The sequence below is a fragment of the Deinococcus alpinitundrae genome (assembly GCF_009982895.1).
Classification (GTDB): Bacteria; Deinococcota; Deinococci; order Deinococcales; family Deinococcaceae; genus Deinococcus; species Deinococcus alpinitundrae.
Genome location: NZ_WXZL01000001.1, coordinates 277,632 through 304,318 on the forward strand (window position 1 = coordinate 277,632; position 26,687 = coordinate 304,318).

Sequence of the window (26,687 nt, forward strand, 5' to 3'; positions counted from 1 at the left end):
CGCTCTGCGTGATCTCCTCTGCTAGACTGAATCCATGCGGCCCTTCCTCCATCATTCCGGTCTGATGATGCCTGGCACGGGTCTGTCTTCAAATCCTGCTCGAAAAATAGCCCTGCGGCTGACCCGAACTAGAAGCGCCTGAGAGCCAGTTTCTGCTCTCGGGCGTTCTTCTGTCCTGCGTCCAGACCGGGCCAGCCTCAACCCATGCCCCACAGGAGTTCCCATGCACGTTTTTTTACCCGACGGTAAACAGTTAGATCTTCCCGAACACGCCACCGCCCTGGACGCCGCCAAGGCCATCGGCCCGCGTCTGGCCCAGGACGCCCTGGCCGCCACCGCCAATGGGGTGCTGACCGATCTGGTGACGCCCCTGCCCGAAGGGGCCGAAATCAGCTTGATCACCAAAAAGAATCCGGAGCAGGCCCAGAGCGTGTTTCGGCACTCGCTGGCCCACGCCATGAGTCAGGCGGTGGGCGAGTACTACGAACGCAAGGGCTTTCCCAAAGAAGCGGTCAAACGCGGGGTGGGCCCGAGCATCGAGAACGGCTTTTATCAGGATTTTGATTTGCCCGAGCCGCTGCGCGAGGAAGACCTGCCGGAAATCGAGGCCATCATGCGCGAGATCATCGGGCGCAATTTGGAGATCACGCGCTCGGACGTGGGCAAGGCAGCGGCGCTGGCACAGTTCGGCTACGACCCCTACAAGGTCGAACTCATCTCGGAGTTGCCGGACGATCAGCCGATCACCTTCTATACCCAAGGCGAGTACGTAGACCTGTGCCGGGGGCCGCACTTTCCCAGCACGGGCAAGCTGCCCGCCGCCTTCAAGCTGACGAGCACGTCGGGCGCGTACTGGCGCGGCAGCGAGAAGAACCCGATCATGCAGCGCGTTTATGGGGTGGCGTTCGCGACCCAGAAAGAGCTGGACGCTTACCTGGAAAGATTGGAAGAAGCCAGGAAGCGTGACCACCGCAAACTGGGCCGCGAGCTGGAGCTGTTCACCATTGACCCCCTGGTGGGCAAGGGCCTGCCGCTGTGGCTGCCCAACGGCACGGTGCTGCGCGAGGAACTGACCCGCTTCCTGCGCGAGCAGCAGTTTCAACGCGGGTATCAGGGCGTCATTACGCCGAACATCGGCAATCTGGAGCTGTACAAGACCAGCGGGCATTACCAGAACTACTCGGACTCCAACTTCTCGCCGATTACCGTGGACGACGAGATGTACATGCTCAAGCCGATGAACTGCCCGCACCACGTGCGCATTTATGCCAGCAAGCCGCGCAGCTACCGCGACCTGCCGGTGCGGCTGGCCGAATTCGGCACGGTCTACCGCTACGAGCAATCTGGCGAACTCAACGGCCTGACGCGAGTGCGCGGCTTTACCCAAGACGACGCCCATATCTTTTGCCGCCCGGACCAGCTCAAGAAAGAGTTTCTGGACGTGCTGGATTTGACGGTGCTGGTGCTGCGAACCTTCGGCATGAACGACGTGCGCTTCCGGGTGGGCACCCGTGATCCTGAGGGCGACAAGTATGTGGGCAGCGACGAGAACTGGAGCGCCGCCGAGGCGCAGATCATCGAGGCAGTGAGCGAGGTAGGTCTGCCGTACAGCATCGAGCCAGGCGACGCAGCCTTTTACGGCCCCAAGCTCGACTTCGTGGTGCGCGACGTGATCGGGCGCGAGTGGCAGCTCGGCACCATTCAGGTGGACTACAACCTGCCCGAGCGCTTCGACATCAGCTATACCGGCGAGGACGGTCAGGAACACCGCCCAGTGATGATTCACCGCGCCCCATTCGGCTCGCTGGAGCGCTTTGTCGGCATTCTGATCGAGCACTACGGCGGCGATTTCCCGCTGTGGCTGGCTCCGCGCCAGATCGCCATCATTCCGATTGCCGACCGGCACAATGCCTACGCCGAGGAACTCCGCGCCGAGCTGCATGCCGCCGGGCTACGGGCCGAGGTGGACGACTCCAGCAACCGGATGAACGCCAAGGTGCGCCAGGCCGAGCTGTCCAAGATTCCGGTGATGCTGATCGTGGGTGACAAGGAGCAGGAGGAACGGGCGGTCAGCGTGCGGGAGCGCACCCCCGAAGGCCACAAAGAGCGCAAGGGCGTGGGCTTCGGCGACCTCAAGGCCGAATTGCTGGAGAGGTACCAAACGCGGGCGTAAGGTAGGTAGAGAACCGCCGCCAACCTTTGAGGGGTGAGCGGCGATCTTTTCATCTGTACTTATTTGGTAGTGAGAATTCCTGTTCTTGGGATGACCTCGGGTGGGCGTTTGAACGTCGGATTGAGCTTGAGAAGAATAGCCGTATTCTTTGGAGCTTTCTCCCACGCTTTTGCAGAATCGGCAAAACGAAAGTTTTTCATTCCTGGTTTGTCGCTGGCACTGAAGTTGAAAAACTTTGACGTTCCAGAAGCATCAGCATGGGTCATATACGAGCTGAGGAAAAAGCCTTTAAACGTAAGGAGATTCTGTGGAGTTCGCCGCTTTATGGCCAGAGTATAAATCTCTCGCGGAATCAAATCATGGACAATGAGGAGAATTTTGTGCCCTTTTGTTTCGAAGAACGGCTCCCAGTCCATAAACCACTCTCCATTACCTCTTGATGAAGCAACGCCGCTCTCTAGGGGTCAAAAGTCAGGGGTAGCCAAGAAAAGTCGGCTCCGGTACGGTGTTTTCCGCGATGAGAACAGTCTAGAGCCAACACCCACAAGATCACTTGTTCACCCTGCTCGGACCACATTTTCCGATTGACCCTCGCCGACTCACCGTGCTGACGGCGTTGATTCTGGCCATGACTGAGGGCCGCACGGTCTACCTGGATCAATTGGTCTCGCGAATCCGCTTACCGGGCAGCGAGGAGACGCTATACCAGCGTCTCAAGCGGTTCGTGCAGTTCGACTGGCCAGCGCAGCAACAACTGATCGCCGCCTTGATCCTCAATCACCTTCAGCATGAGCCGGAGTTGATCTTGATCATGGATCGAACCCACTGGAAATGGGAGGCAGCGCGACCTGAACTTCGTGATCCTCAGCGTGAGATGGAGAACGTTCAGTTTTCCGATGGACTGGACGTTGTTGCCCCACAGGGGCAACAGCAAGACCGTCACCCGAACGGCGCTTTCAAGTCAGGTGATGCCGCTCCTGCAGGGCAAGCGTCTGGGACTGCTCGCGGATCGTGAGTTCATCGGCCAGGACGGTCTTGCACGCTCAAACGTCTGGGGATCAAGCCGATCATTCGCTTGAAAGCTGATATCCGGGTCAATAAAGCGCCGGTCTGGGTCTCCTTCAAGAAACGCCAGCCTAGTGAACTGCGGATCTGGCACTGCCCGATGACGATCTATGGCGCAGCACCCGTGTCGTAGCTCCTTCCTGAGCCAGCCCTTGCGTCTGGAGGGCGCGCACCCGTTCGAAAATATGACTCTCCAGCTCTCAGCATGAATGGGCCTCCTCTGCTGACGCGGCAGCCCCCCGCGTGGCCCGCTCTTGAGGTAGCGTTCGACCTCGCTCATGCACTGCCACCGAACGTCTGCATGGCGTTCGAAAAGCTGCGCCATCCGGTTTGCTCCTCGCGCAGCCGCTTCTCGCCGCTCTCGGTGAGACGGTAGACCTTGCGCGGCGGACCACCCATGTCGCTGAGCTGTGCACTCACCGCGATCAGTTTCTGCTTTTCCAGCCTGTGCAGCGCCGGATAGAGCGTGCCTTCCTTGAAGAAGAACGCGCCACCGTTGCGGGCCTGCACTTCCTGAATGATCTTGAGACCATAGAGCGGCCCGCCTTCCAACGTCGTCAGCAAAATCAGGTCAATGTGTCCACGTAATTTATCTGCAGCCATGAATCACTCCTGGGAAACGAACTACTTTGTCTGCCTATAGAGCGGAGCAATCCGGGCGACTTTGCAATTCCCTCAGCGCGGGTTTGACAACCCCCCAGCGCGCTGCTATCATTCCCCTCGCTTCGATCTGGGCCTTTAGCTCAACGGTCAGAGCAGTCGGCTCATAACCGATTGGTTGCCGGTTCAAATCCGGCAAGGCCCACCAAGAAACGTAAGGGCAAAGCAAAACGGGCGGTTAGCTCAGTGGTAGAGCATTCGCTTCACACGCGAGAGGTCGTAGGTTCAAGTCCTATACCGCCCACCAAAAAAGACCCGCCCAGTGCGGGTTTTCGCATTTCAGCTCTCCCCCATTTGGCGCACTTTTCCTGCTGTGCAACCGAGTTTGCAACCGTTGAGTTTTGGACCCTCTCGGCACTGGGTCAAGGCAAGGGCCGTGAATTACGGAAGAGGTGTACCGGGTCGCAGACGAAGTGCAGCCCGCTAACCCCTCAAGAGCGCTAGGAAAACCGGGTGCTGGCCTCCACCCACCTGCGAGTGGAGCATGTCATTCGGCGTCTGAAGATCTTCCGCGTGCTTAAGGACGTGTACCGTCATCGCAGACGACGCTTTTCCTGACATGCCACTCTGATCGCGGTCCTGTGTAACCACTCAATTGCCCGTCAACCGTGACTTTCGCAGGAGGTCTATTACTGCGTCTTGGTGTTTGAAGTTATAGTGATGTCATGGATCATTCGGGTCACCTCTGGTGTGTCCGGGATGGACCGTCCTTGGGTAGGGTGAAGCCGAAGGTGGCTCCCTGGCCCACCTGCCCTTTGGCAAATACCTGACCCCCGTGCTTAAGGATCAGGCGGCGCACGCTTGCCAGCCCCACACCCGTCCCACTGACTTCATGAGCGCTATGGAGCCGCTGAAACAGGTTAAACAGCTGGTCCTGGTAGCGCGGATTGAAGCCCAGGCCATTGTCTTGTACGAACACACCCCAGCTCTCGCCCTGATCCTCCGCCCAGACCCTGATGATGGCCGGATCACGCGTCTGGGTGAACTTCAAGGCGTTCTCGGTTAACTGGGTCAGCACTTGTGTCAGAGCGTTCCAGTCTCCCCACACTTGCGGCAGGAGCGCTACCTCCCAGCGAACATTCCGGGTCAGCTGATCTGGGAGCAGGGTGGTCTGGATCTGGGCCATAAGTCCGTTCAGGTCGATGACTCTCGGCCGCAGAGTCTGTTGGGCAGCGCTTGACAGGTGCAACAGGGCGTCGATCAGGGTATTCATTTGCTGCCCAGCCTGCTCAACCATGTCGAGGTAGCGTGCGCTACGCTCATCGAGTTTGCCATCGAGCGAAGTGCGAGCCAATTGTAGAAAGCCGGTCATGTGCCGCACTGGGGTGCGCAGGTCATGCGACACCGAGTACGAGAAGGTCTCAAGGTCTTGGGTCAAGCTCATGAGCTCCTGTGCCCGTAAGTCGAGTGCGTCTCGCTGGGCCGTTACCGTCCGGGCCTGCTGAGCGCGGTCCAGTGCCAGGTCCAGGCTGTGCCCTACTGCTCGGAAGATCCCCTTCTCACGCTCAGCCCAGGTATCCGACGTCCGGTAGCCCATCATCAGCACACTCTGCAGTTCCCCCGCCACGAAGTAGGGGTAGCCAGCCACAGCCTGGTAGATTCCTGACTCGCTGATCAACAGTCCGGTGCCGTTCCAGTGGTCGACGAAGGCGGCGGTGTTCTGCCGGAGCACTTTGGCGATACTGGAGTGCTCCAGTTGGAACCCCTGGCGCAATAATGGCAGGAGATTGGGATCGGCTGAGGGGTCCCAGAGTGTGGCCTTGAAAAGCTCGCCCTCACGTTCAAAGTAAGCGGTTTCGACATCACAGGTCGCGCCCAGCAGAGTGATCGCCTGGCAGACCAGGGCCTCGACATTGGTTTCGCTCCCGACCACCTCAGTGAAATGCATAAACGCATTCAGGGCTGCGCGTTCGTCCTCCAGTTGCTGGGTGCGTTCTTCAACACGGGTTTCCAACATTCGGGTTGCCTCTACGCGTCCAAGAGCGACGGCACACTGGGCCGACAGGATCTTCAGAAAGCGCCTTTCCGCTTCGGTGAATTCGTGCGGTTCCTCAAAGTCGAGCACGATGATTCCAAGTGGCCGATGATCCAGGAACATGGGGAGCGCCGCGTTGGCAACTGCTGAGGGCACGCTGGTGCGGCTCTCGACCTCTGGATAGGCCTCCTTCAATGCGCCCGCGTGCTCGAAGTACCTCGCCTCGTTCATACGCAGGATGTCCGAAATCAACTGGTGATCTTCGAGCGGCCCTTCTTGCCAGACAGTGAGCGTGACATCTTCGTAGCCCTGGCTGCCGGCGATTTTCATCTGCTGGTCGGCCTGGTCCACCAGAAGGACGATCCCGGCGACGGCTCTGAGCGCCTGAACAGCCGGCGTGAGGACGATCTCGATCACTTCCCGTTGCGTGTTGGTCGCGGCAAGCGCCTCAGTGATCTCTTGCAGGTACTCCACCAAGTTGGTAGAGGAATCGAGATCGATGTCAGGCAGGGCAGTCATGACTCAACATAAACGCTCGGGCCTCAGGTTGCTGTTGTCGGACTCTTAAGGCCGTGTGCAATCAGCTGTTTGCACATGCTCTAACAGAACGGTGTCACTTCGGTGTGTCGCACCAAAACCAGCCAATCCACTCTCATCCCGCCTTTAAGTGGCGAACACGAGCGGAGATAAGACCGGGCAGCGTCCCCTCGTTTCGTTCTTTGGCCTCCGCCCGATCCTGGCCCTGCCCAAAGGCTGCTGTTCCGGCTAGCCAGGGTCTCCCTACGAGCTGCGCCGAAATCAGGCGTCGACGTGTCGAAGTGCAGCGTCTTAAGCGCCCGGAAGCCAGGCGTCAAGCACCGATCACCGAGGAACCTTAAGGGCAACTGATCGTGCTTCAGAAACCCGACCTCGACTGGGGGCAGCTCGCCTTCCCACACCAGCCCTCCGCTCAAGTGAGCGGGCTTTACCTCGCACAAGAATGGCGCGTGGCAACAGCGGCTAACCGAGGTGGGTTTCCAGCATGCCAGAATGCCCTGCCAATCGGCGGAAGAGGCGAATTCGTGTGAGTGACCTGTCTGGCAAGGTGCAGCCGCAGCTTTGCCTGTTTCCCCTATAAAGCTTCCGGTCTACTTAAAAGGAGAGTCCCATGCCTCACCCATTCATCCAGGACACCCCCATCGCGCCAGTAGCAGAAGGTCTTCTGAGTGTCATTCTTCTGGGAACCGGCACCCCACGTGCCTATCCTGGAGCCGCCAAGCCTGCCGTGGCCGTGGCCGCAGGAGGACAGGTATTATTGTTCGATTGTGGCAGCGATACGGTGCGTCAGCTCATTTCGTCCGGACTGATGCCCCAGCGCGTGCGTGACGTGTTTTTTACCCATCATCACTATGACCACAACGCTGGTTTCCCTGACCTCTTTATCAGTAGCTGGCGGACTCACGTCGGTGTCATTCCGGGCCGCAGTCAGGCCATGCGCGTTTATGGGCCTACCCGGACCCGTGAAATCATCGGAAAGTTCTACGATGCCCTCGCTTATGATATTGGCCTCCGAGTGGCCTACAACAAATCCGATGCGGCAGGTGCCGATATTGAGTTCTTCGAAAAGAATAGTGGCCTTGTCTTTGACCAGAACAGCGTCAGGGTGACTGCGTTCGCGGTAGATCACCGGCCAGTCGAACCCGCCTTGGGTTACCTCATCGAGTACCGGGGTAAGCGTGTGGTCATCAGTGGAGACACTCGGCCCATGCCGAGCACTGCTGCGCATGCCCGGGAAGCGGACCTGCTGATTCACGACGCCTACAATGAACTGTGGCTCACTGAGATTGCGTCAGAGAATCCGGATCAGGCTATTCAGGTGACCAATCCTGCCAAGTACCACACCACGACTTTGGAAGCCGCCAAAATTGCCCAGGAGGCCCAGGTCCAGCATCTTGTCCTCACGCACCATATTCCTGTGCCTCAAGCGACTTCAGAAGCTGAAACGGCATACATCACAGGAATGTCTGAGATCTTCAGTGGCCGGATTACTGTAGGCCGCGACTTGATGCGTTTCGACCTGGAGACGAATTGAAGGCACGGGGTATTTGATGAGCACCTTGTCTCGGGGAAACAGCGGAGCATCCTCAGCACATCGACGGGATAGCGGACTGGACTTCGTGTTCGCTGGCGCTCAACAGAGGTGGCAGTGCTGTTACAGGGAACTGAAACAAGGGGCCCACAGGCGCTACTGACTTCTTGAGCAACCTCTGCGACATGTTGCCCTTCTGGCCGCAGGAGATGCCGCGTCAGTTGGTTGAGGTGCTGATTTTCACAGGGGAAGCACAACAGTCTGCTAGGCCAGGCCGACAAAGAGATGGTAGGTTCTCCCCTGATTCTCCTTTGACTGAGTCGTCTCGAAGCGGCGCAGAAGCGCTGCCAGTTCATGCTGGAGCACTTTGGCTTCCGCAGGAAGTAGACGCAGTTCAGCGTACTGGAGCAGTGCGGCGGGGAGGTGATCATCCAGTGGATCGCAATCGGTCTCTGGGCAGCGCTGGGGCTGCATCGCCCAGCGCTCGCCCTGCCGAGCAAAGTGAATGCCCCACTCAGCATCAGCGGGGAACGCTGAGGCGGCTTGCGCATAAGCCGTGAATAAGGCCACCACATCAGGGGTATGGAGGCTCTGGGCCAAGGCGGGCAGATCTTCGGCCTGAGTGAATCGGTGAGGCACAAAAAACGTATCTGCGGTGCAGCGGTAGATAGTCTGGATCCCCCGAGCATGCCGTTCCCGACCCACCGCGAACACCAGACCAAGGCGCTCCCAGCGGCGTACGCGGGCCAGCATGGTATTGGCATGCTCACCTGTCTGCTTGGCAGCGGAAGCAACGGTGCAGCCTCGACCCAGAAACGGGAGTAGTGCTGTGCGCTGCCGCGCGTCGAACAGCGGGCGAATCGCGGCAGGATCCTCCAGCACGAGCGAAGGAACAGGTGATTGAAGTGATTGCATTTCACCTGAGCGTACCCCGACCCTGGGGTCATGCTTCCTGTTGCTCCAGATGTTTTTCTGCTGCCCGCCTGGTTTGGCCGGACCATCAACGCTTACCTGATCGGCGACGTACTGATCGATGCTGGCATCCAATCCTCCAGTACTCGGCTGGCTCAGCAGCTGCGTGGCCGTTCCTTACGGGCCCACGCCTTGACCCATGCGCATTCAGATCATCAGGGTGCCAGTGCTGCGCTGTGCCTGGCGCTGGACCTGCCGTTGTGGGCCAGCCCTGCTGAGGCAGACGTCATGGCACAGCCTTACCACCCCCGCTCTCTCGTCGATCACCTTCAGGCACGGTTCTGGCGTGGGCCTACATATCCCGTCGTCCGGCGGCTGCGAGAAGGTGATGAGGTCGGCGGATTCGAGGTGTTGGAACTGCCCGGTCACTCTCCCGGCCATTTGGGGTTCTGGCGGCAACGCGACCGGGTGCTGCTTGCAGGTGATGTGCTCATGAATCTGGACCTTCGGACGGGTCGTGAGCGGTTGGGAGAGCCGCTCCGGGCCTTCACTGCGGATCAGGCCCGGAATCGCCAGAGTATCCAGCGTGTGGCAGCCCTGGCACCAGCACTCACACTGTTCGGTCATGGACCGCCCCTCTATGGTCCAGCGAAGCTTGAAGCCTTGGCTCAGCAGCTGACCTAATGTGGTCTGAGCAACGGGTGGGCTCCTGTTGGAGGGAGAGCAGCTGGAATTCTCGAATGGCTTGTGGACGATGTTGAGCAGATCATCTTTCCTCAGCGTCGCGTCCATGCAGCACAGCAGGAGGGCAATGCGCCCATCCCTGGAGGGACACCTTATAGTCGCTCATCAGCTACGGCGAGAGCTTCAAGGAGATGAATTCGACCTCTAGAGAGCTGCCGTTCATGCCGGATCAGCGCTTGGCAATCATGGCCAGCATCCGTGCCAAGGGAAATGTCAAGCTGGGCAGTACAGATGCTGAATCAGATCCTGCCGGTGGTGAAGACCGCGCGGTTCAGTGGCCAGCCGCCACAGGGCTGGGAAGCTGAGAGTGGGGAGCACGAGGGAAGGTCAGATCACCCTAACGCAACTGCCAAAAATGCTTTGACCACTTGAGGATCGAAGTGCCGACCAGACTGCCTCTGTATTTCTCGGATGGCTTCTCTAGGGTGCCAGGAGTCCTTATAAGGACGCTTGCTGATCAGAGCATCGTACACGTCACAAACGGCAAAGATGCGTGCCGCCAGCGGTATCTCTTCACCGGATAAGCTGTCGGGGTAACCGGTGCCGTCCCAGCGTTCATGGTGGAAGCGAATCACAGCCAGCACTGCCGCTGAAAGACCAGGCAGCCGCGACGCCAGCTCCCAACCTCTCACTGTGTGTGTCTGCATAATGCCCCACTCCTCTGGCGTAAGCTCGCCAGGTTTTTGGAGGATAGCGTCCGGAATGACGAGCTTCCCGAGATCATGCAAATACGCACCCGCCTGCAAAGAATTCAGGTCCACGGGATGAAGTCCAAGGGCAACACCAAGCTGAGCCGCCCACTTGACTGCCCGTTTGGTATGACCATGCGTTTCGAGATCACGCGCCTCCAAGACGAGACCAAGTGTCAGCAGACCCGCTTCGAGCGTCGTGTGAACTTCGCGGACCACTCGACGGAGTTCCAAAGCATGCTCCAAACGTAGAGCCGTTAATTCCACTACTTTTCGCATATGGGATGTGATGGTCTGCCAGCGGTCCATCGTCAGGAGCGTCAACATCGCGGTGATCTTTCCCTGGCTGCGTACTGGTGTCAAGATGATGCTTTTGACACCAAGTTTCACCAGGGCTGGACGACTGTCGGGTTCTGAAGGATAGTCCGTACTCCAGACCGTCTGCTGAGTGCGCTGCACCTCGCGGGCCAGTCCAGAAAGAGGCTCCCGAACGTGAAGAGGAATATCCCATGCCGGAGTATTGGACCGCCTCGCTTGGTGAGTGACATATTGGGCGTCCTCTTCCCAGGAAGTACTTAAGGCAAGGTCGAAATCCAGTAAGTGAAGCAGATTTTTAAGTGAATGCTGAATAATATCATTCGGATCGTGGAGCGTTTCAAGGTATTTGGAGAACTCGACGAAGGCCAGTGCTTCCCAGTCACCCGGCACTGTTTCATTCAGTCGCTCTTTGCGCTCGTTCAACCGTTCATCGGCGAGGGCAAAGGCACGTTCGTATGGGTTGCCCGCATGCCAGATGGTCAGACCGGCACTAAATGCGGGTACACCTGGGAAGGGAGTTGGTACACTCTCTTCAATCTGCTCCAGGAGGTCTTCCAAAGCAGTGATGTCAGCACCCGGCACCAGAATAATAAACTCGTCACCCCCCCACCGACCCATGAGCGCACCCTCCGGTAGGCGTTCCAAGATGCTGTGTGTCACCTGACGGATGTGTCGATCGCCTCCACTGTGTCCCCGGAGTGAATTCACTGCCTTGAGGCGATTCAGGTCGATGAGCGCCAGAACTGCCGGTAAGGAAGTAAATTCCTGGGCTTGCAGGAAGGCCTGCCGGGTGAGGCAGCCCGTAAGCGCATCGTGTTTTAAGGCGTCACTCGTTGGTGCAACCTGGAGGAGACGACGGACATGAACGATCACGCCACCTTCATGTGGATACAGAATGACGCCGACCCAGCCACCATGCCGATGACCAAAGGTTTCGAACTCGGTGCGTTCCTGGGCATTGATGGCATGCTGATAGATGTCGATGACATCTTGTGGCGGACGCATGGGCAATCCCTCTTCAAGCGTTTTACCCAATATCTCATACGGCTGGACGTTCCATGACTTGAGCGTGAAAGCATTCACATAGATGAAGCATCTGGCAGCATCCAAAATGTACATGACGTCCTGAACAAGATCGAAAGCCTGAGGATTGAGAACGCTGGACACCTTTCAGCATAAGGCAAAATGTCCTACAACGCCATGACAGCGAGCAAGTCGAGAAGGTGTTGAACTTCTAAGCGCGCAATCACGGTCCAGACCAAATTGAGGTTAACCAGTTTATTATCTAATTACCGCAGATGGGGATCGATTCGGAAGCCAAAGATGCCATTGGGACGGTGTTTGTGTGATGTCCCAATGGCATCTTTGCTGCCCCTGCCTGACGCCGTCACCCTTCTCGCTGGCTCGGCAGCAGCTCATATCCCTTCAAAGTTGCTGCATCCGCACGAAAAAATCACCGATTCGTGGCCCTCCCCCAACGACTGCACAACATGCCGCACTTCAGTCGTTGGTGGCAGCTGCTCAAGCTCCAGCGCTTTCCGGAGTTTCCGTCCGAACCTCACACCCGACGGAGGCTCCATCCTGACCCGGAGCAGTTTTGGGCGCACCTCAACGTTGTGCAACGCACAACCAACAATCCACTCCCGATCCTGCCCCTTTCCGGCGTGGGACTGGGGCATGTCGCATTTCTACAATCATCCGGCAGGGTCGGCGGTCTACCCTGAGCCCATGACCGAGATTTCCCCTGCTCCCAAGCGTCCGCCGATCCTCTTTCTCCTCTTCACGGCTTTCCTCTTCTCGATGGGCCTCTCGCTGGTGTTCCCGGTGCTCCCCTTCGTGGTTGCCAAGTACGTGCCTAATATCCACCAGCAGGCCACGGTCATCGGCTGGCTGGCTGCCATCTACGCGTTCCTCACCTTCTTCTCGTCTCCAGTCCTGGGCACCCTGAGCGACGCTTACGGACGGCGGCCCATCCTGATGCTCTCTCTCCTCGGCTCGGCCATCGGCTACGTCATCTTCGGCATCGGGGGCAGCCTGTTCATGCTATTCCTGGGCCGGGGTATCGACGGCCTGACCGCTGGTGGCTTGAGTACCCTCTTCGGCTATGTGGCCGACACCACCCCAGAAGAAGAGCGTGGCAAGGTCTTCGGGCAGATCGGTGCCACCATCGGTGCGGGCTTCATCATCGGCCCGGCCATCGGCGGTCTGCTCTCCCATCTGGGCCTGAGCGCACCCTTCTACGCTGCTGCCGCTGTCAGCGCACTCAACCTGCTGTGGGGTTACTTCATTTTGCCGGAGAGCCTGCCCGCGTCGCGCCGCACCAAGCACTTCGACGCCTCGCATCTCAATCCGCTCACCCAACTGCGGGGCGCCCTGGAACTGCCGATCGTGCGCCGCCTGGTGACGGTGAGCGTGCTGTTTATCCTGCCCTTCTCGCTGATGCAGGTGGTCCTCACCTTGATGGCCCGTGACAGTCTGCATTGGGGACCAGGGCAGGTCAGCACGGTGTTCATGGTGGTGGGCGTGTGCGACATCGTGGCGCAGGGCCTGCTGCTCCCTATCTTGCTCAAGCGCTTTGGGGACCGTCGGGTGTCGCAGCTCGGCCTCTCGATGGGGATCGTCGGCATGACGTTGCTGGCATTGGTGCCGGTGACGGCATCTGCGCCGCTACTCTACCTGGGTGTGATTCTGTTCGCGTCGGGTGAGGGCATCTTCAATGCGACATTGGCCTCGCTGCTCTCAGCCTCAGCTCCAGATGAAGCGCAAGGGCGGGTGCAGGGCGGCGCGCAGGGTGTACAGTCGCTGGCGCAGGTGGCCGGACCCCTGGCAGGCAGCACCTTGTATTCGCGGCTCGGCGGCACCCCGACGTTTGCGGCGGGTGCAGTCGTGGTGGTGCTGGCACTGGCCGTACTGACCTGCAGCCGCACACCAGACACGGCGCAGCACGCAGAAGCCGCGGACTGAAGACAGAACGGAGCGGAGTCCAGTATCCGCTCTGCACAGCGCTTGCGTGGATTTTCAAACTCTGCCCTGCTTGTTGTGTCACGTGGCTTGAACACTTTTGAAAACTGCCACACTTCAAGCACTCAGAGACAGCTATCTATGAGGGTAGGCAACCTCTCCAGCAACAAGGTATCTCCAAAGGCAAAGAGTATGAATGACTCAGTGCTCCCGAACACAAAATATCTTCACCCATAAGCAGAATGGACTCTGCTACACTCCAAGCCATGCCTTATTTGAAACTCAGTGAGCAGGTCGCCAAACTCGCCAATCCCCAGCGCAGTGACAGCTTTGTCAAAGCCTTCAAGGAGTCGGTGCGCGAGGGACAGTTCGAAGCAGCCTACCTGAATACTGAACGCTTCGAGCTGCCTAAAGCGTTCAGCCGACGCAACAGCGATGAAACGTACAGCCGTAGTGTGCGTGAAATGATTTTCGAGGCCAGCCCGGAGTTCGACACCTGGTTTGAAGAGGTGAACCGTGGTCTGGCCGCGAACCGTACCGGTGGCAAGATCAAGACCAGTGTGGAAAACATCAGCTCTGGCCTGGTGGACTTCAAGGCGCTGGCTGCCGAGACCCGGCAGAAAATGCAGGCCAGCTATGACAAGGGCCAGCAACTGGGCAGTAGCCGCGCTGGGCGCAAGGCTGCACCGAAAGCGGCAGCAAAGGCTGTGCGTAAAGCCAAGTAAACGCCTGCTGTTCCCCACAGTCCCTGCTCAATGTGGGGACTTTCTGCTGCTTTCCCGCAGGGGGTGGGTCGGGGAGGCTGGCTGGCCGGATGTCCGTCCTGCCGAGTCGCGGGATACTGGTCGCCCAGGCGAGGGATCAGCGGCCTGACGGGGCTTCGTATTCGCTGATTTCGAAGGACACGGGCGTCCAGCGGAGACCTCATACGTCCACCAATGAACGCCCCCACTGTGGCCGAACGCCGAGAGTGGGGACGTTTTTCGTTCAACCTTCCGTGTCAATCTGGCTCGTATGCCTCATGCCCTGATCGTCCATGCCCACCCAGAAGCAAAATCGTTTTGCAACGCTCAGATGAGCGAAGCCGTAAGGGCGCTACAAGCCCAAAGCTATACCGTGGAAGTCAGCGACCTCTACGCCATGAACTGGGACGCAGAGCTGAATCGTCACGATTTTACTCATGACGTTGAAGGTCCCTTCAAACCGCCCCTGGCGCAGGAGCAGGCATCAAAGTCGAATACCTTCGCGCCGGACATTGCTGCCGAGCTTGAAAAGCTCAGGCGGGCCGATCTGCTGGTGTTTTCCTTTCCTCTGTGGTGGTTCTCACTGCCAGCCCTACTCAAGGGCTGGGTAGACCGAGTCTTCGTGCGTGGTACCGCGTATGGCGGACGCATAGGGACGTTCGCCGAGGGCGGCTTCCGGGGCAAACGTGCCTTGCTCCTATTCACCACTGGAAGCCTGGAAGAACATTTTGGGCCGGGGGCAAGGGACGGCGAGCTGGACGTGCTGCTGTTTCATATTCAGCACGGCATGTTGTGGTTCTGCGGCTTTCAGGTGCTCGCCCCGGTGATCAGTTTTGCTCCGGTGCGCGGCACGCCAGAAGCTCGGCAACAGCAACTCGGTCAAGTGCGCCTGGCGTTGAGTACTCTGGACACACGCCCGATCATTTTTGGATAACACGGGTGACCTGTTAGAAGGACGCTTTTCACGGTGTTGACCAATGCCTCACAGGAGGTTCGGCGCTTCCCAGGAAAATTGGAGTCTTCTCTCCTTATGGACGTGACTGCACCGCTGACTTTCGCCTTCCGAGAGGTGACAGGTTCAGCGGACTTCTACACCTGAAGGCGCTCAAGACACTTGAAGAGAAGCGACTGAGACGGCTACCATGCCCCCGCTTCACGTCCATCCGAGTGTTACATTGAATGACCGATGGATATCCGCCCGTTCGTGATTGCCGTTCCAGATCAGCAACTCGCGGAGCTGAAGACTCGCCTTCAGGCGACACGCTGGCCCGCAGCGTTTGCTGGTGATCAGGACAACGGGGGCTGGGACTACGGGGCCGACATCGACTTCGTTCGGAATCTGAGTCAGGTCTGGCAGGAAACGTTCGACTGGCGGGCGCGAGAGGCGCAGCTCAACCTCCTGCCCCAGTACCACGCCCTGATTAACGGGCTGAATATTCACTTCATCCACCAGCCCGGAACGGGCCCTGCACCGCTGCCGCTGGTACTCACCCACGGCTGGCCCGGCTCATTCGCCGAGATGGAACGCCTCGTGCCACTGCTCGCTGACCCAGGGCGCTTGGGGGGCAACCCGGACGACGCCTTTCATGTGGTCGCGCCCTCTTTGCCCGGATACGGCTTTTCCGACGCTCCCCAGGCACCCGGCATGGGCAGTCGGCAGATCGCGGCGCTCTGGGCCGAATTGATGGATGGTCTTGGATACGCCCGCTTCGGGGCACAAGGGGGCGACATTGGAGCGGGCGTCTCGACTTGGCTCGGGTTTGATTATCCAGAGCAGGTTCTCGGCCTGCACCTGAATTACATTCCCGGATCGTACCGACCACCGCTGGGCGAGGGTGAGCCGCTCCAGACGGTCGAGGAAGCCGATTTTCTGAAGCGAGCTGCAGCCTGGACTGAAGAGGAGGGTGGCTACGGACATCTTCAGGGCACCCGGCCACAGACGCTTGCTTACGGCCTGAGTGATTCACCTGTAGGCTTGGCCGCATGGATCGCTGAGAAATTCCGTGCCTGGACAGACCTGGGCGGCCAGGGGGTGTCTCCGGACGCACTTCTGACCAACATCGCGCTGTACTGGTTTACCAATACCATCGGCTCGTCGGTTCGTCTTTACCGCGAGAATCAGCGGCAGCCCGTGCATTTTGCCCCCGGCCAGCGTGTACGGCCACCGCTGAGTGTCGCCGTGTTTCCGCGCGAGTTGCCGATGCCGCCCAGAAGCTGGGTTGAGCGCGTCTATGACGTTCGCCGCTGGACGCTCATGCCTCGGGGCGGACATTTTGCGGCGATGGAAGAACCAGAGCTGCTCGCCGCAGACATTCGTGCGGCCTTCCGGCCCTTGCGGGAGCCACGCTGAAACAGCGTTTTCGGACGATGGGGTTCAAATACAGGAAAGGTCGCGTCAGCAAGCCTTTTCCTCTTCCAACTGCCAACGCTGCGATCCTAGTCGGCTCAGCACACTGTTCCTCCTTGGCCCAGCTTTCTGAACGGACTGTCGTGCGTACCGCACTGACTTAGGCGGCGCGCCAATAATTGGCACTCCATGTTCGTTGGTTTCGGAGGCTGCAACCCCACCGAATGTTACAGGCGAACTCAGGTGAGGCCACAAGTCCGCAAGTCCAAGCCCCGCCTTGGCCGATGCTGGAGGCAGGTCATGCCGGTTGAAGGTGTAGCCCTTCACCCCCGTCAGCTCCTTAAGGTTCGAGCAACATACGGTTGGCGTTGCATCAATAGCTTTCCCCAGCCGCTCCAGCCAAAGTGATCAGCATGCAACCAAAATTCTCTCTTGCAATCCTCACCACTCTACTGACCATCTCGGTAGCATTCGCAGGTGGTGCCGGTTCAATGCCGATGCAGGATGGCTACGCTGACGTCAACGGTGCCCGCATCCACTACGTCGTTCAGGGCCAGGGGTCGCCGGTTCTTTTGATCCACGGCTATCCCCTCAGTGGCGAATTGTTCTCCAAGAATCGTGACGCCCTGAGTCAAAGCCACAAGGTCATTACCATCGATCTGCGCGGCTTTGGGAAAAGCACAGCACCCACCGAAGATCCAGGCTCGCTCCAAACCTACGCCAAAGACGCTCTGGCGGTACTTGATACCTTGAACGTCCCTAAAGCCGTCATCGGCGGAATGAGCATGGGCGGCCCGATCGTTTTCGAGATGTACCGCACGGCCCCGGAGCGTTTCAGTGGCATGATCCTGATCGACACCATCGCCAATCCAGCGGGCATCGTCGAGCAGCACATCTGGAAGGGCATGGCCCAGAAAGCCGTCACCTACGGACCGCAGTCGCTGGTGGGCGAACTGCTCAAGGACATGCTGACCGGCGAAACACGCCAGAAGATGCCGGACCAGGCCTTATTCCTCGGCGGCCTGGTCAAGGAGGCTTCGGTGGCGGGCGACGTGGCAGGCGCGAACGTGCTGTCGACCCGGCCCGACTCGGTGCCGACCCTGAAAACCATCACGGTGCCGACCCTGATTCTGGAAGGCCGCGAGGACACGGTCTACCCGCCGGAGTTCTCGGAAAAGATGCAGCAGAACATCGCCAACTCCACCCTGGTGATCATTCCCGGTGCGGCCCATGCCCTGACTTACGAGAAGGCTGCCGAAGTGAATGCCGCCATGGTGAACTGGCTCAGCGGGATTCACTAAACAGAACGATTATTCAAGTTGCGCGCTCCTTGCACTCGCCTCGGCGGTCGTGTAGGGAGCGTTTTTTCATGGGTGTCAGCTCAGCCACAGCCGATTTAGAAGCCTCCTCGGCTTCCAGATCAGGTTGACCCTCCCTGCGTTGGACCGCCCGCAGGAGCGACATCAGCCATTGCGTCCTGAGGGCCAGCCGATGCTGCTCAGGGGTAAACATCTCGGCCGCCAGTTCCGCAAAGAGAGCAGCGGCCCAGCGGACTTACAGCTCGTCGGCGTCACTCACGTCATCCACCCTGCCACCTTCAGTCCGAGTCGACCGTGAGCTATTACCGATCAGATCGGTCAACGATGAGCAGATCTGGCCGAAGGAGAAGGTGACGAGTCTGTAAAAGACATCCTGGCGCTTGCTATAACAGCGGCACAGGAGACAAGGCCCTTTTCAGGGGCGCGCTGATGTGAGTGCCACGCCACCCAGTTACACTCTTCTCAACATGTCCACCAATCCATCTTCTGGGGCTTTAGACGAACGAAAGCCTCCACAGGGTCTCCGACGCTTCTGGGCCGAGAATGCCCTCTCAATCGTCGTGTTCAGTTGCTTCCTGCTGTTCTGGCTCGCTCAGGCACTGACAGGTTGGGCAAACTTCAACGAAGACCAACTGCCGCACCATCAAACTGCCGTTCCTTTCCTGCAGTACTTGAAGAGCAGCGAATTCTGGTCAGCAACGGCTGAAAACTGGGAAAGCGAGTTCCTTCAGATGGGGGTCTATGTCATCCTCACCATTTACCTCAAACAGCGTGGCTCAGCCGATTCCAACCCCTACCCTGACGAAGATACGGACGAAAAACCCCTTGATCCGGCTCAGGCTCCTGGACCGGTGAAGCGTCGTGGCTGGATTCTGGCCCTGTACCGCAACTCTTTGAGTCTGACATTGCTCACGTTGTTCGGGGGGGCGATGCTTCTCCATGCTGTGGCCAGCCACCATGTCTTCAACCATGAACAGCAGCTGCACGGCGAACACCCTGTGAGCTTTCTCACCTTTCTTGGGAAACCGGACTTCTGGTTTCAATCCTTCCAGAACTGGCAAAGCGAATTTCTGGCCATCGGGACGCTGGTGGTCCTGACTATATTCCTGCGTCAAATCGGGTCGTCGCAGTCCAAGGCGGTGGAAGCGCCACATCGTCAGACTGGGGATTAGCAGTTCTTTGAGAACTTCACGGGACGCTGAGCTGAGTACGGCCTTGCCTGAGGCCCTGTCAATCTTGGTTTGATGTCGCTCAAGAAATGCCCGCCCCGGCCAAGTAGCAGGAGCAGGAGCTTTTTGTTGTGAATTCAGGCTTCGGTGTCTTCCATGACATCCACCCCGTAATGGAAAACGATGACCTTGACTCCAAATCCTCAGCCGAAATCCTCAACCTTGAGACGTTGGCTCCTCCAGGATAGTCAACGCACACCTGAGCCTGAGGGCTTCTATGAACGTGAGCAGGGAGTGCAGGCGCGGCACCACACCCACCCCTGGTGGAAAGTGATGTATCTGACCGGGGTTGACTACCTCTCAACCCTCGGCTATCAGCCAGGCATTGCTGCTCTCGCGGCGGGCGCTTTATCGCCATTCGCCACCCTGGTACTGGTGCTGGTGACGCTCTTTGGCGCGCTGCCGATGTACCGCCGGGTAGCAGGCGAGAGCCCCCACGGTGACGGCTCGATCAGCATGCTCGAACGTCTCTTGAGTTTCTGGTCCAGTAAGCTCCTTGTGCTGGCCCTCATCGGTTTTGTAGCCACCGGCTTTGTTATTACCATCACTCTCTCAGCCGCCGCCGCTGCTCACCTCACCGAGAACCCGCTGCTCAAAACCTGGTTTGCTGGTAGGGAAGTCTTGGTGGCACTGGCGCTGATCGCTTTGCTGGGCGCAGTGTTTCTGAAAGGCTTTAAAGAAGCGATCGGCATTGCGGTGGTTCTGGTCACGATCTATTTGGGATTGACCTTGATCGTCGTGGGTAAAGGCGTGCAACTCGTCTTTGCCCAGCCGCATGTCCTCACCGATTGGTGGGCTGCGTTGGGAAACACCTACGCTAATCCCCTGACCCTGATCGGCGCAGCGCTGCTGGTCTTCCCAAGATTGGCGCTGGGGCTGTCGGGGTTCGAGACCGGGGTGGTAGTCATGCCGCTGGTGCAAGGTGAAGCGAGTGACACTGAGGCGCAGCCGACCGGCCGTATTCGGAATGCCAGGAAGCTGCTGACCAGCGCCGCGCTGATCATGATTGTCTTTTTGCTCAGCAGCTCGGTCACCACCCTGTTAATTCCCGCGAAAGCTTTTCAACTGGCTGGCGAGGCGAGTGGCCGTGCTCCGGCCTTCTTCTTCTTGGCCCACACCCAATTCGGCGAAACATTCGGCACGGTTTACGACGTGAGCACCATTTTGATTCTGTGGTTCGCAGGTGCCTCGGCGACGGCTGGGCTGCTGAATATCGTGCCGCGCTCCCTGCCCCGCTACGGTATGGTCCCCGACTGGACTAGCGCCAACCGGCCACTGGTGCTGGTGTTCATCAGTATTGCGTTTCTGGTGACTCTGGCCTTCAAAGCCAATGTGGACGCTCAAGCTGGAGCATATGCCACCGGTGTGCTGGCCCTGATGACTTCAGAGGCGGTGGCCGTCACCCTCTTAGCTTTTCGGCAGCGGGAACGCGCTCTGGGATTGATGTTCAGCTTGATCAGCCTCATTTTTATCTATACCAGTATTGTGACTGTTCTCAGCCAGCCTGAGGGCCTCTATATCGCGCTGCTGTTCATTCTGGCTGTCTTGGTGGTCAGTATCACATCACGTATTTCGCGTTCTACCGAGTTGCGCACGGAACGGATCGACCTTGATGAACCGGCCAGAATGATGTTGACCCAATACGGTGGGCAACCACTGCGCTTCATCGCCAACCGTCTGGATGCGGGCGACATAAGTGAGTACCAGCTCAAAGAGCTCGATGTCGCCTACGCTACCCATCTGCCCAGCGGTGATCGGCTGCTATTTCTCGAAGTTCAGGTTGATGACGCCAGCGAGTTCAGCGATGTGGTCGAGGTCAAAGGTGTTCAGGTCGGGAGTCACCAGATTTTACGGGCGCGTGGGGCCAGCGTCCCAAATGCTCTGGCAGCCTTTTTACTTCATGTCTGTGACCTGGTTGGCATACCGCCACACGTTTACTTCGAGTGGGACCAGGACCCACCGGTGCGAAATGCCCTACGCTTTCTGATTGCCGGGGAGGGTGACATCCTACCGCTCACCCATGAAATTCTTCGCCAGGCAGAGCCAGATGCCAAGCGCCGTCCTGTTGTCCATGTGGGTGGTGGACCGCTGATTCGCTCAGATAGTCTTCTGGCTCGGTGCCTTCCATGATTTGGCCGATCTCCTCACCGATCTCAGCGCGCAGCTCCTCGGCATGCTTCTTCTCCGGCTTCCGGTTCTCGAAGCGGATCTCCCCCTGGCACGAGACGGCCCTGCGCATCTCGAAGTCCGGGTACTTATCCGCTGCCCAGACCTCCAAACCTTCCTGCAGGAACGCGGCTATCTTCTCGGCATCCCACTCGCGGACGTGGGTGGCGGCCTTACCGGTCTTGGTCTTGGTTGCTTCGTAAATAACGAAAAGAGCCATTTGATTTATGTAAATGAATTAATTACACCAGGCTGGGCGATCGTGAGATTCACGTACATAACAAGGACAAAGCGATTTATCGCTGAGAGTCGCGAAGTCCTATGATTCCCAAAACACCGCTTTAGAGTAGACAAAACGAAATAGGTCTGGCTGGAAGTAGGCGGTGGGTTGGGCTTGTTGGCCCGCTTCACACGCGAGAGGTCGTAGGTTCAAGTCCTATACCGCCCACCAAAAAAGACCCGCACAGTGCGGATTTTCGCATTTCAGTCGGTAACGTTTCTGCGCCACTTGGCACCGGCCCTTTTGCCCCATCGATATAGCTGTACCCTACCGCCTGATCCGCAGATCCGGGTTAGGGCGATAAGTCAGACCAGAGACGCCCAGCGTCAGCGCTCCGCAGCGGTAGGAACACTCGCAGCTACTTCAAATCGCTGGCATTTACCGAAGCAATCTTGGTCATTTTCGTTTGCAGCATGTCGTCGTACTTCATCACCAGCACCGTCGATTTCTGCCGCTCTCCAGTGGCGCTAAACGAGATCGCCCCGCTGATGGTCTTGCAGGCGCTTTTGTCGATGTCGAAGCAGGCCGGGAGGCTGACGTTCCGCACGGCGCTGCTCACCTGCACGCGGCTCGGGACACCCTTGGCGCTGATGACCGCGGCCTTCAGTCCGCCCAGCAGCGCCTCGGCAGCGTCGTAAGCGTAGGCGGCCACGCCGCTGGCCGCCACCTTGTAGCGTGCCTGGTAGCGGGCGCTGAAATCCCCACTGTTGGAAAACAGTGAAAGTGGTCCGAAGACCGTGGTGTAGGAGATGTTGGCGGCCCGTCCCGAGACCTGGCGGATGAAGTTGGGCGAATCGATGCCGTCGCTGCCCATCAGGTTGACCTTGAGCTTGGCCGCGCTGAAGGCGTTGACCAGTCGCCCGCCCACGTCGTCGGTGCCGCCGAAGTAGACGGTGCCCACCCCACTGCCCTTGACCCGCTGAACGACCCTGGCAATCTCGCTGTCGGTGCTGACGCCGCCGTACCAGGCCACCTTGACGTTGCTGCCATTGAGCCGTTGCACCAGACTCTTGGTCAGGCCGTTGCCGTAGGTGGTGTTATCGGAGATGACGTAGATAGACCCCGGTTGCCGCTCGATCAGGGCACTGGCTGCCGCGACGCTCTGCGCGCCGTCGGGAGCCACCACCCGGTTGAAGTTCGGCCAGCTGTTGGTGGTCAGCTTGTCGTTGGTGCTGATGGTGACGATGGCCAGTTTGCTGGGCGCGAAAGCCTCGCCCAGAACATTGGAGACGCTGGAGTTGTACGCGCCGACCACACCGAGGATGCTGGCATCGCTGGCGATACGCTGGGCCAGCGGTTTGGCGGCGATGGGCGATCCCTGGTCGTCGAACGAGACAAGACTGAGTTCGTAGCCCAGTTCTTTGAATTCCTGAAGGTGACGCTGGACCGAGAGTTCCGCGCCACGCTTGAGTTCGGTGCCACTACCACTCAGACCGCCGCTGAGTGGACTGACAGAGGCGATTTTGAGCGGCGCGGCGCTGGCGAGGGTACCCAGCAGACCCAGGGTCAGGAGGGCAAGCGGCAAAGCAGCGGGGGGTATGGACATCGGATTCTCCGTAGAACTCAGTCCGGGCAGGGCGGGGCCAGTGGAGCAGCATCATCCAGGGCGACGCCACGAAGTCGCTTTCTACTCTGGGCCGTAGTGTCGGCGCTGAGGTGTCACACGGCACTTACGGGAGGACCGCACCGTTCGCATGAGAATTTCCAGATGGGCACGGCCCCGGCCGCCTGATTGATGACCGCCGCCTATTCGAACCTGCGCACCAACGCGGACACGCACACGACTATATGCATAAGCTCAGGCCAACTCTACGCTAGGAAGCGTCCAGTAGATCGTCTACGCAATCAACGGAGTCCCGGTTTCGAGGGACGCCGAATGAATCGTGGCGTTCTGGATAACGCCACGTTCAAGCCGCAAAACAGCGATCTTATCAATCAGCTAGTTTCTTTGATCGTTACCAAGACAGTCGCCACGCTGATGACCGAGGAATATTTGAAAGTCAGAGCTGCCCGCACCAGCCACGAAAAGTTTGACCATGCACTAGCCCTCGTACTGAAGACCGCCTCTCGCCCCCACCCCCCACCCACCACCAAGCAAAAGCGGAGGCTAGGGCTAGGGAAAGTCCAAGTTGCTCCACTCTGTCAAATCAGACCCCGACCCACGCCTCCATCGGCGGGCAGCTACACACGAAATTCCTGTCCCCGTACACATTGTCCACGCGGTTCACGCTCGGCCAGTATTTCCAGTGCTTCTGCGCGGGCGCGGGAAAGGCTGCCACCTCGCGGCTGTAGGCCCGGTTCCACTCGCCAGCAATCAAATCATCCTGCGTGTGCGGCGCGTGCCTTAGTGGGCTTTCCTCGGCGGCAATCAACCCGTCTTCTACTTCCTGAATCTCGCGGCGAATGCCCAGCATGGCAGCCACGAAGCGGTCCAGCTCGGCTTTCGGCTCGCTCTCGGTTGGTTCAATCATCAGGGTTCCCGCCACCGGAAAACTCATGGTGGGCGCGTGAAAACCGTAGTCCATCAGCCGCTTGGCAATGTCTTCCTCGGTAATCCCGCTGGCCTGCTTGAGGGGCCGGATGTCGATGATGCACTCGTGCGCCACCCGCCCGCCCTTGCCGTCGTGGTCCTGGCCTGAATACAGCACCGGATACGCGCCGCGCAGCTTGTGGGCAATGTAGTTGGCGTTCAGAATGGCGACCTCGCTGGAGCGCTTCAGCCCCGCCGCCCCCAGCAACCGGATGTACAGGTACGAGATCGGCAGAATGCTGGCGCTGCCATACGGCGCGGCGCTGACGGCCCCCGTGTGGCTGTCCGACGTGGGGCGAATGCTGTGGTTCGGCAAAAACGGCGTTAGGTGTGCCCTCACCCCAATCGGCCCCATGCCCGGCCCGCCGCCGCCGTGCGGAATGGCAAAGGTCTTGTGCAAATTCAGGTGGCTCACGTCCGAGCCGATGAAGCCGGGGCTGGTGAGGCCTACCTGCGCGTTCATGTTGGCTCCGTCGAGGTAGACCTGCCCGCCGTGCTGATGAATCAGCTCGCAGACCTCGCGCACGTTCTCCTCGAATACCCCGTGCGTGCTGGGATAGGTGATCATCAGTGCACCCAGGTTTTCGCTGTGCTGCTCGGCCTTTTCCTTCAAATCTGCAAAGTCGATGTTGCCATCCGCGTCGGTCATGACCACCACCACCGTCATGCCCATCATGGCCGCGCTCGCCGGATTGGTGCCGTGGGCGCTGGCAGGAATCAGGCAGATGGTGCGGTGCGAGTCGCCCCGGCTCTGGTGGTACTTGCGAATGGTCAGCAGGCCCGCGTACTCGCCCTGCGCTCCGCTGTTGGGCTGAAGGCTCACGGCGTCGTACCCGGTGATGTCGGCCAGCCAGCTTTCCAGCTCCGAGAGCAGCTCGGCGTAGCCCTCGGTCTGATCGGTGGGTGCGAATGGGTGAATGCCCCCCAGTTCCGGCCACGTCACCGGAATCATCTCGGTGGTGGCGTTGAGCTTCATGGTGCAGCTGCCCAGCGGAATCATCCCGTGCGTCAAGCTGTAATCCCTGTTCTCCAGCAGCTTGAGGTAGCGCAGCATGGCATGTTCGCTGTGATGGGCGCTGAAGGTGGGGTGCGTCAGGAAATCAGAGGTACGCCGCAGGCTGGCGGGGATGCCCTCGGTTGCACCTGCTTCCAGCGCCGCCATATCCGCCGCCTCGCCCGTAATGACTTCGATGATGTCCGCCAGGTCTTGAACGGTAACGGTTTCATCCAGATTGACGCCGACTTTTCCACCGCTGTACCGGAAGTTGATCGCCTTCACTTCGGCCCGCATCCGAATAGCCGCCTGATCGCCCTCAAAGCTGAGCGTGTCGAAGAAGGTTTCGCTCGGCTTCAATCCCGCACCTTGCAGTGCCTTCGCCAGCATGCCCGTCAGCAGATGCACCCGCTCGGCAATCGTCCTCACGCCTTCCGGCCCGTGCCACACCGCGTAGGCGGCGGCCATGTTCGCCAAGAGTGCCTGGGCCGTGCAGATGTTGCTGGTGGCCTTCTCGCGCCGGATGTGCTGCTCGCGGGTCTGCATCGCCATTCTGAGGGCGGTCTTGCCCTTGCTGTCCTTGCTGACCCCAATCACCCGTCCCGGCATGGAGCGCTGATAGCTGCTGCGGCAAGCCAAGAATGCCGCGTGCGGCCCGCCGAAGCCCATCGGTACGCCGAAGCGCTGCGAGTTGCCGATGACAATGTCGGCCCCCTGCTCACCCGGCGGCGTCACCAGGGCGCAGGCCAACAGGTCGGTGGCGACGATCAGGGCAGCCTGCGACGCATGCAACTTCTCGGCAATGGGGGTCAGGTCGTGCAAGTCGCCGTAGGTGCCGGGCGTCTGGATCAGTGCGGCGAAGGTGTCCTCCGGCAATTCGGCATTTGCCGCGCCTTCGACCACCTCGTACCCAAAGTACTCGGCCCGCGTGCGAATCACGTCCAACGTCTGCGGATGCACGTCGTCGGCCACGAAAAACACGTTGCCTTTGGCCTTGGCCGTGCGCTTGGCGAGGGTCATGGCTTCGGCGGCGGCGGTAGCCTCGTCAAGCAGACTGGCGTTGGCGACCTCCATGCCAGTCATGTCCATCACCATCTGCTGAAAGTTGAGCAGCATTTCCAGCCGCCCCTGCGAAATCTCGGCCTGATACGGCGTGTAGGCGGTGTACCAGCCGGGATTCTCCAGAATATTGCGCAGCACCACGGGCGGCGTGTGCGTGCCGCTGTAGCCCATCCCTATGTAACTCCTGAACACCTTGTTCTTACTCGCCACCTTCTTCAGATCGGCAATCGCCTGCGCCTCGGTGACCGGGTCGCCCACCTGCATCTCGTCCTCACGCACGATGGCGGCAGGCACGACGGAGCCGATGAACGCTTCCAGAGTGTCAGCGCCCAGCTCACGCAGCATCTCGGCTTGCTCGGCGGGGCTGGGGCCGATGTGGCGGCGGGCGAAGTCGTCGGTCTGGAGCAGGTCACTGAGGGTACGCAACTGGGGGGAACGCATGAAACTCCTTG

Annotated in this window: 20 protein-coding genes and 2 tRNA genes; 15 read left to right on the forward strand and 7 right to left on the reverse strand. The window is 59.3% G+C overall.

Going from position 1 to position 26,687, the window contains the following annotated elements; all coding sequences use genetic code 11:
* The first annotated feature begins 223 nt into the window (after positions 1-223).
* Entirely contained in the window at positions 224-2,173 is a 1,950-nt protein-coding gene (gene thrS, locus GUI70_RS01435; protein WP_161880477.1) for a threonine--tRNA ligase, read from the forward strand.
* Positions 2,174-2,232: 59 nt separating this feature from the next.
* Here the strand turns inward: thrS and GUI70_RS01440 are convergent, their stop codons facing one another.
* Positions 2,233-2,589 (reverse strand): hypothetical protein, encoded by a 357-nt coding sequence (locus tag GUI70_RS01440; RefSeq protein ID WP_161880478.1) that lies wholly within the window; start codon positions 2,587-2,589, stop codon positions 2,233-2,235.
* 137 nt (positions 2,590-2,726) lie between these two features.
* Between GUI70_RS01440 and GUI70_RS01445 the strand changes: the two genes are divergently transcribed.
* Positions 2,727-3,188: a hypothetical protein gene (locus tag GUI70_RS01445; RefSeq protein ID WP_161880479.1), complete on the forward strand. Its 462-nt coding sequence runs from the start codon at positions 2,727-2,729 to the stop codon at positions 3,186-3,188.
* Between the two features lie 326 nt (positions 3,189-3,514).
* Here GUI70_RS01445 and GUI70_RS01450 read toward each other — a convergent pair whose 3' ends face one another.
* Positions 3,515-3,841 carry a PadR family transcriptional regulator gene (locus GUI70_RS01450; RefSeq protein WP_161880480.1) on the reverse strand — a complete coding sequence of 109 codons (327 nt, stop codon included), beginning with the start codon at positions 3,839-3,841 and terminating at the stop codon, positions 3,515-3,517.
* 129 nt (positions 3,842-3,970) lie between these two features.
* Here GUI70_RS01450 and GUI70_RS01455 point away from each other — a divergent pair.
* Positions 3,971-4,046: transfer RNA gene (locus GUI70_RS01455), tRNA-Ile, on the forward strand.
* A gap of 24 nt (positions 4,047-4,070) precedes the next feature.
* Positions 4,071-4,145: transfer RNA gene (locus GUI70_RS01460), tRNA-Val, on the forward strand.
* 432 nt (positions 4,146-4,577) lie between these two features.
* Here the strand turns inward: GUI70_RS01460 and GUI70_RS01465 are convergent.
* Positions 4,578-6,392 (reverse strand): ATP-binding protein, encoded by a 1,815-nt coding sequence (locus tag GUI70_RS01465; protein WP_161880481.1) that lies wholly within the window; start codon positions 6,390-6,392, stop codon positions 4,578-4,580.
* A 628-nt stretch (positions 6,393-7,020) separates the two neighbouring features.
* Here GUI70_RS01465 and GUI70_RS01470 point away from each other — a divergent pair.
* Complete coding sequence (locus GUI70_RS01470) at positions 7,021-7,944, forward strand: MBL fold metallo-hydrolase (RefSeq protein ID WP_161880482.1); 924 nt, start codon at positions 7,021-7,023, stop codon at positions 7,942-7,944.
* A 261-nt stretch (positions 7,945-8,205) separates the two neighbouring features.
* On the opposite strand, the gene GUI70_RS01475 is transcribed toward GUI70_RS01470, so the two are convergent.
* Positions 8,206-8,988, reverse strand: a complete 783-nt coding sequence (locus GUI70_RS01475) for a hypothetical protein (RefSeq protein WP_202630367.1) — start codon at positions 8,986-8,988, stop codon at positions 8,206-8,208.
* Between GUI70_RS01475 and GUI70_RS25185 the strand changes: the two genes are divergently transcribed.
* Positions 8,887-9,537, forward strand: a complete 651-nt coding sequence (locus GUI70_RS25185; protein WP_161880484.1) for an MBL fold metallo-hydrolase — start codon at positions 8,887-8,889, stop codon at positions 9,535-9,537. The two genes, GUI70_RS01475 and GUI70_RS25185, sit on opposite strands and share 102 nt — an antisense overlap.
* A 191-nt stretch (positions 9,538-9,728) precedes the next feature.
* On the forward strand, positions 9,729-9,902 hold the full coding sequence (locus GUI70_RS01485) for a hypothetical protein (RefSeq protein ID WP_161880485.1): 174 nt from the start codon (positions 9,729-9,731) through the stop codon (positions 9,900-9,902).
* A gap of 27 nt (positions 9,903-9,929) precedes the next feature.
* Here the strand turns inward: GUI70_RS01485 and GUI70_RS01490 are convergent, their stop codons facing one another.
* Positions 9,930-11,771, reverse strand: coding sequence for an HD domain-containing phosphohydrolase (locus tag GUI70_RS01490; RefSeq protein ID WP_161880486.1), 1,842 nt, complete (start codon positions 11,769-11,771; stop codon positions 9,930-9,932).
* 561 nt (positions 11,772-12,332) lie between these two features.
* Between GUI70_RS01490 and GUI70_RS01495 the strand changes: the two genes are divergently transcribed.
* The 8 genes from GUI70_RS01495 (at position 12,333) to GUI70_RS01530 (ending at position 21,694) form a co-directional block, all read left to right on the forward strand.
* On the forward strand, positions 12,333-13,568 hold the full coding sequence (locus GUI70_RS01495; protein ID WP_161880487.1) for an MFS transporter: 1,236 nt from the start codon (positions 12,333-12,335) through the stop codon (positions 13,566-13,568).
* A 263-nt stretch (positions 13,569-13,831) separates the two neighbouring features.
* Complete coding sequence (locus GUI70_RS01500; protein WP_161880488.1) at positions 13,832-14,290, forward strand: hypothetical protein; 459 nt, start codon at positions 13,832-13,834, stop codon at positions 14,288-14,290.
* A gap of 289 nt (positions 14,291-14,579) precedes the next feature.
* Positions 14,580-15,242 carry an NAD(P)H-dependent oxidoreductase gene (locus GUI70_RS01505; RefSeq protein WP_161880489.1) on the forward strand — a complete coding sequence of 221 codons (663 nt, stop codon included), beginning with the start codon at positions 14,580-14,582 and terminating at the stop codon, positions 15,240-15,242.
* A 252-nt stretch (positions 15,243-15,494) separates the two neighbouring features.
* The gene (locus tag GUI70_RS01510; RefSeq protein ID WP_161880490.1) at positions 15,495-16,658 is read left to right on the forward strand and encodes an epoxide hydrolase family protein; all 1,164 of its coding nucleotides are present in this window, start codon (positions 15,495-15,497) and stop codon (positions 16,656-16,658) included.
* Between the two features lie 488 nt (positions 16,659-17,146).
* Positions 17,147-17,956: an alpha/beta fold hydrolase gene (locus GUI70_RS01515; protein ID WP_237724629.1), complete on the forward strand. Its 810-nt coding sequence runs from the start codon at positions 17,147-17,149 to the stop codon at positions 17,954-17,956.
* A gap of 485 nt (positions 17,957-18,441) precedes the next feature.
* A complete protein-coding gene (locus tag GUI70_RS01520) occupies positions 18,442-19,146 on the forward strand; it encodes a DUF6766 family protein (RefSeq protein WP_161880492.1) in 705 nt (234 codons plus the stop codon).
* Between the two features lie 330 nt (positions 19,147-19,476).
* On the forward strand, positions 19,477-21,333 hold the full coding sequence (locus GUI70_RS01525; protein WP_237724630.1) for an APC family permease: 1,857 nt from the start codon (positions 19,477-19,479) through the stop codon (positions 21,331-21,333).
* A 1-nt stretch (position 21,334) separates the two neighbouring features.
* Positions 21,335-21,694, forward strand: coding sequence for a hypothetical protein (locus tag GUI70_RS01530; RefSeq protein ID WP_161880494.1), 360 nt, complete (start codon positions 21,335-21,337; stop codon positions 21,692-21,694).
* 313 nt (positions 21,695-22,007) lie between these two features.
* Here GUI70_RS01530 and GUI70_RS01535 read toward each other — a convergent pair whose 3' ends face one another.
* Both GUI70_RS01535 and gcvP read right to left on the reverse strand, forming a co-directional pair.
* On the reverse strand, positions 22,008-23,195 hold the full coding sequence (locus tag GUI70_RS01535; RefSeq protein ID WP_161880495.1) for a branched-chain amino acid ABC transporter substrate-binding protein: 1,188 nt from the start codon (positions 23,193-23,195) through the stop codon (positions 22,008-22,010).
* Between the two features lie 601 nt (positions 23,196-23,796).
* Positions 23,797-26,676 carry an aminomethyl-transferring glycine dehydrogenase gene (gene gcvP / locus GUI70_RS01540; RefSeq protein WP_161880496.1) on the reverse strand — a complete coding sequence of 960 codons (2,880 nt, stop codon included), beginning with the start codon at positions 26,674-26,676 and terminating at the stop codon, positions 23,797-23,799.
* Between the last annotated feature and the right edge of the window lie 11 nt (positions 26,677-26,687).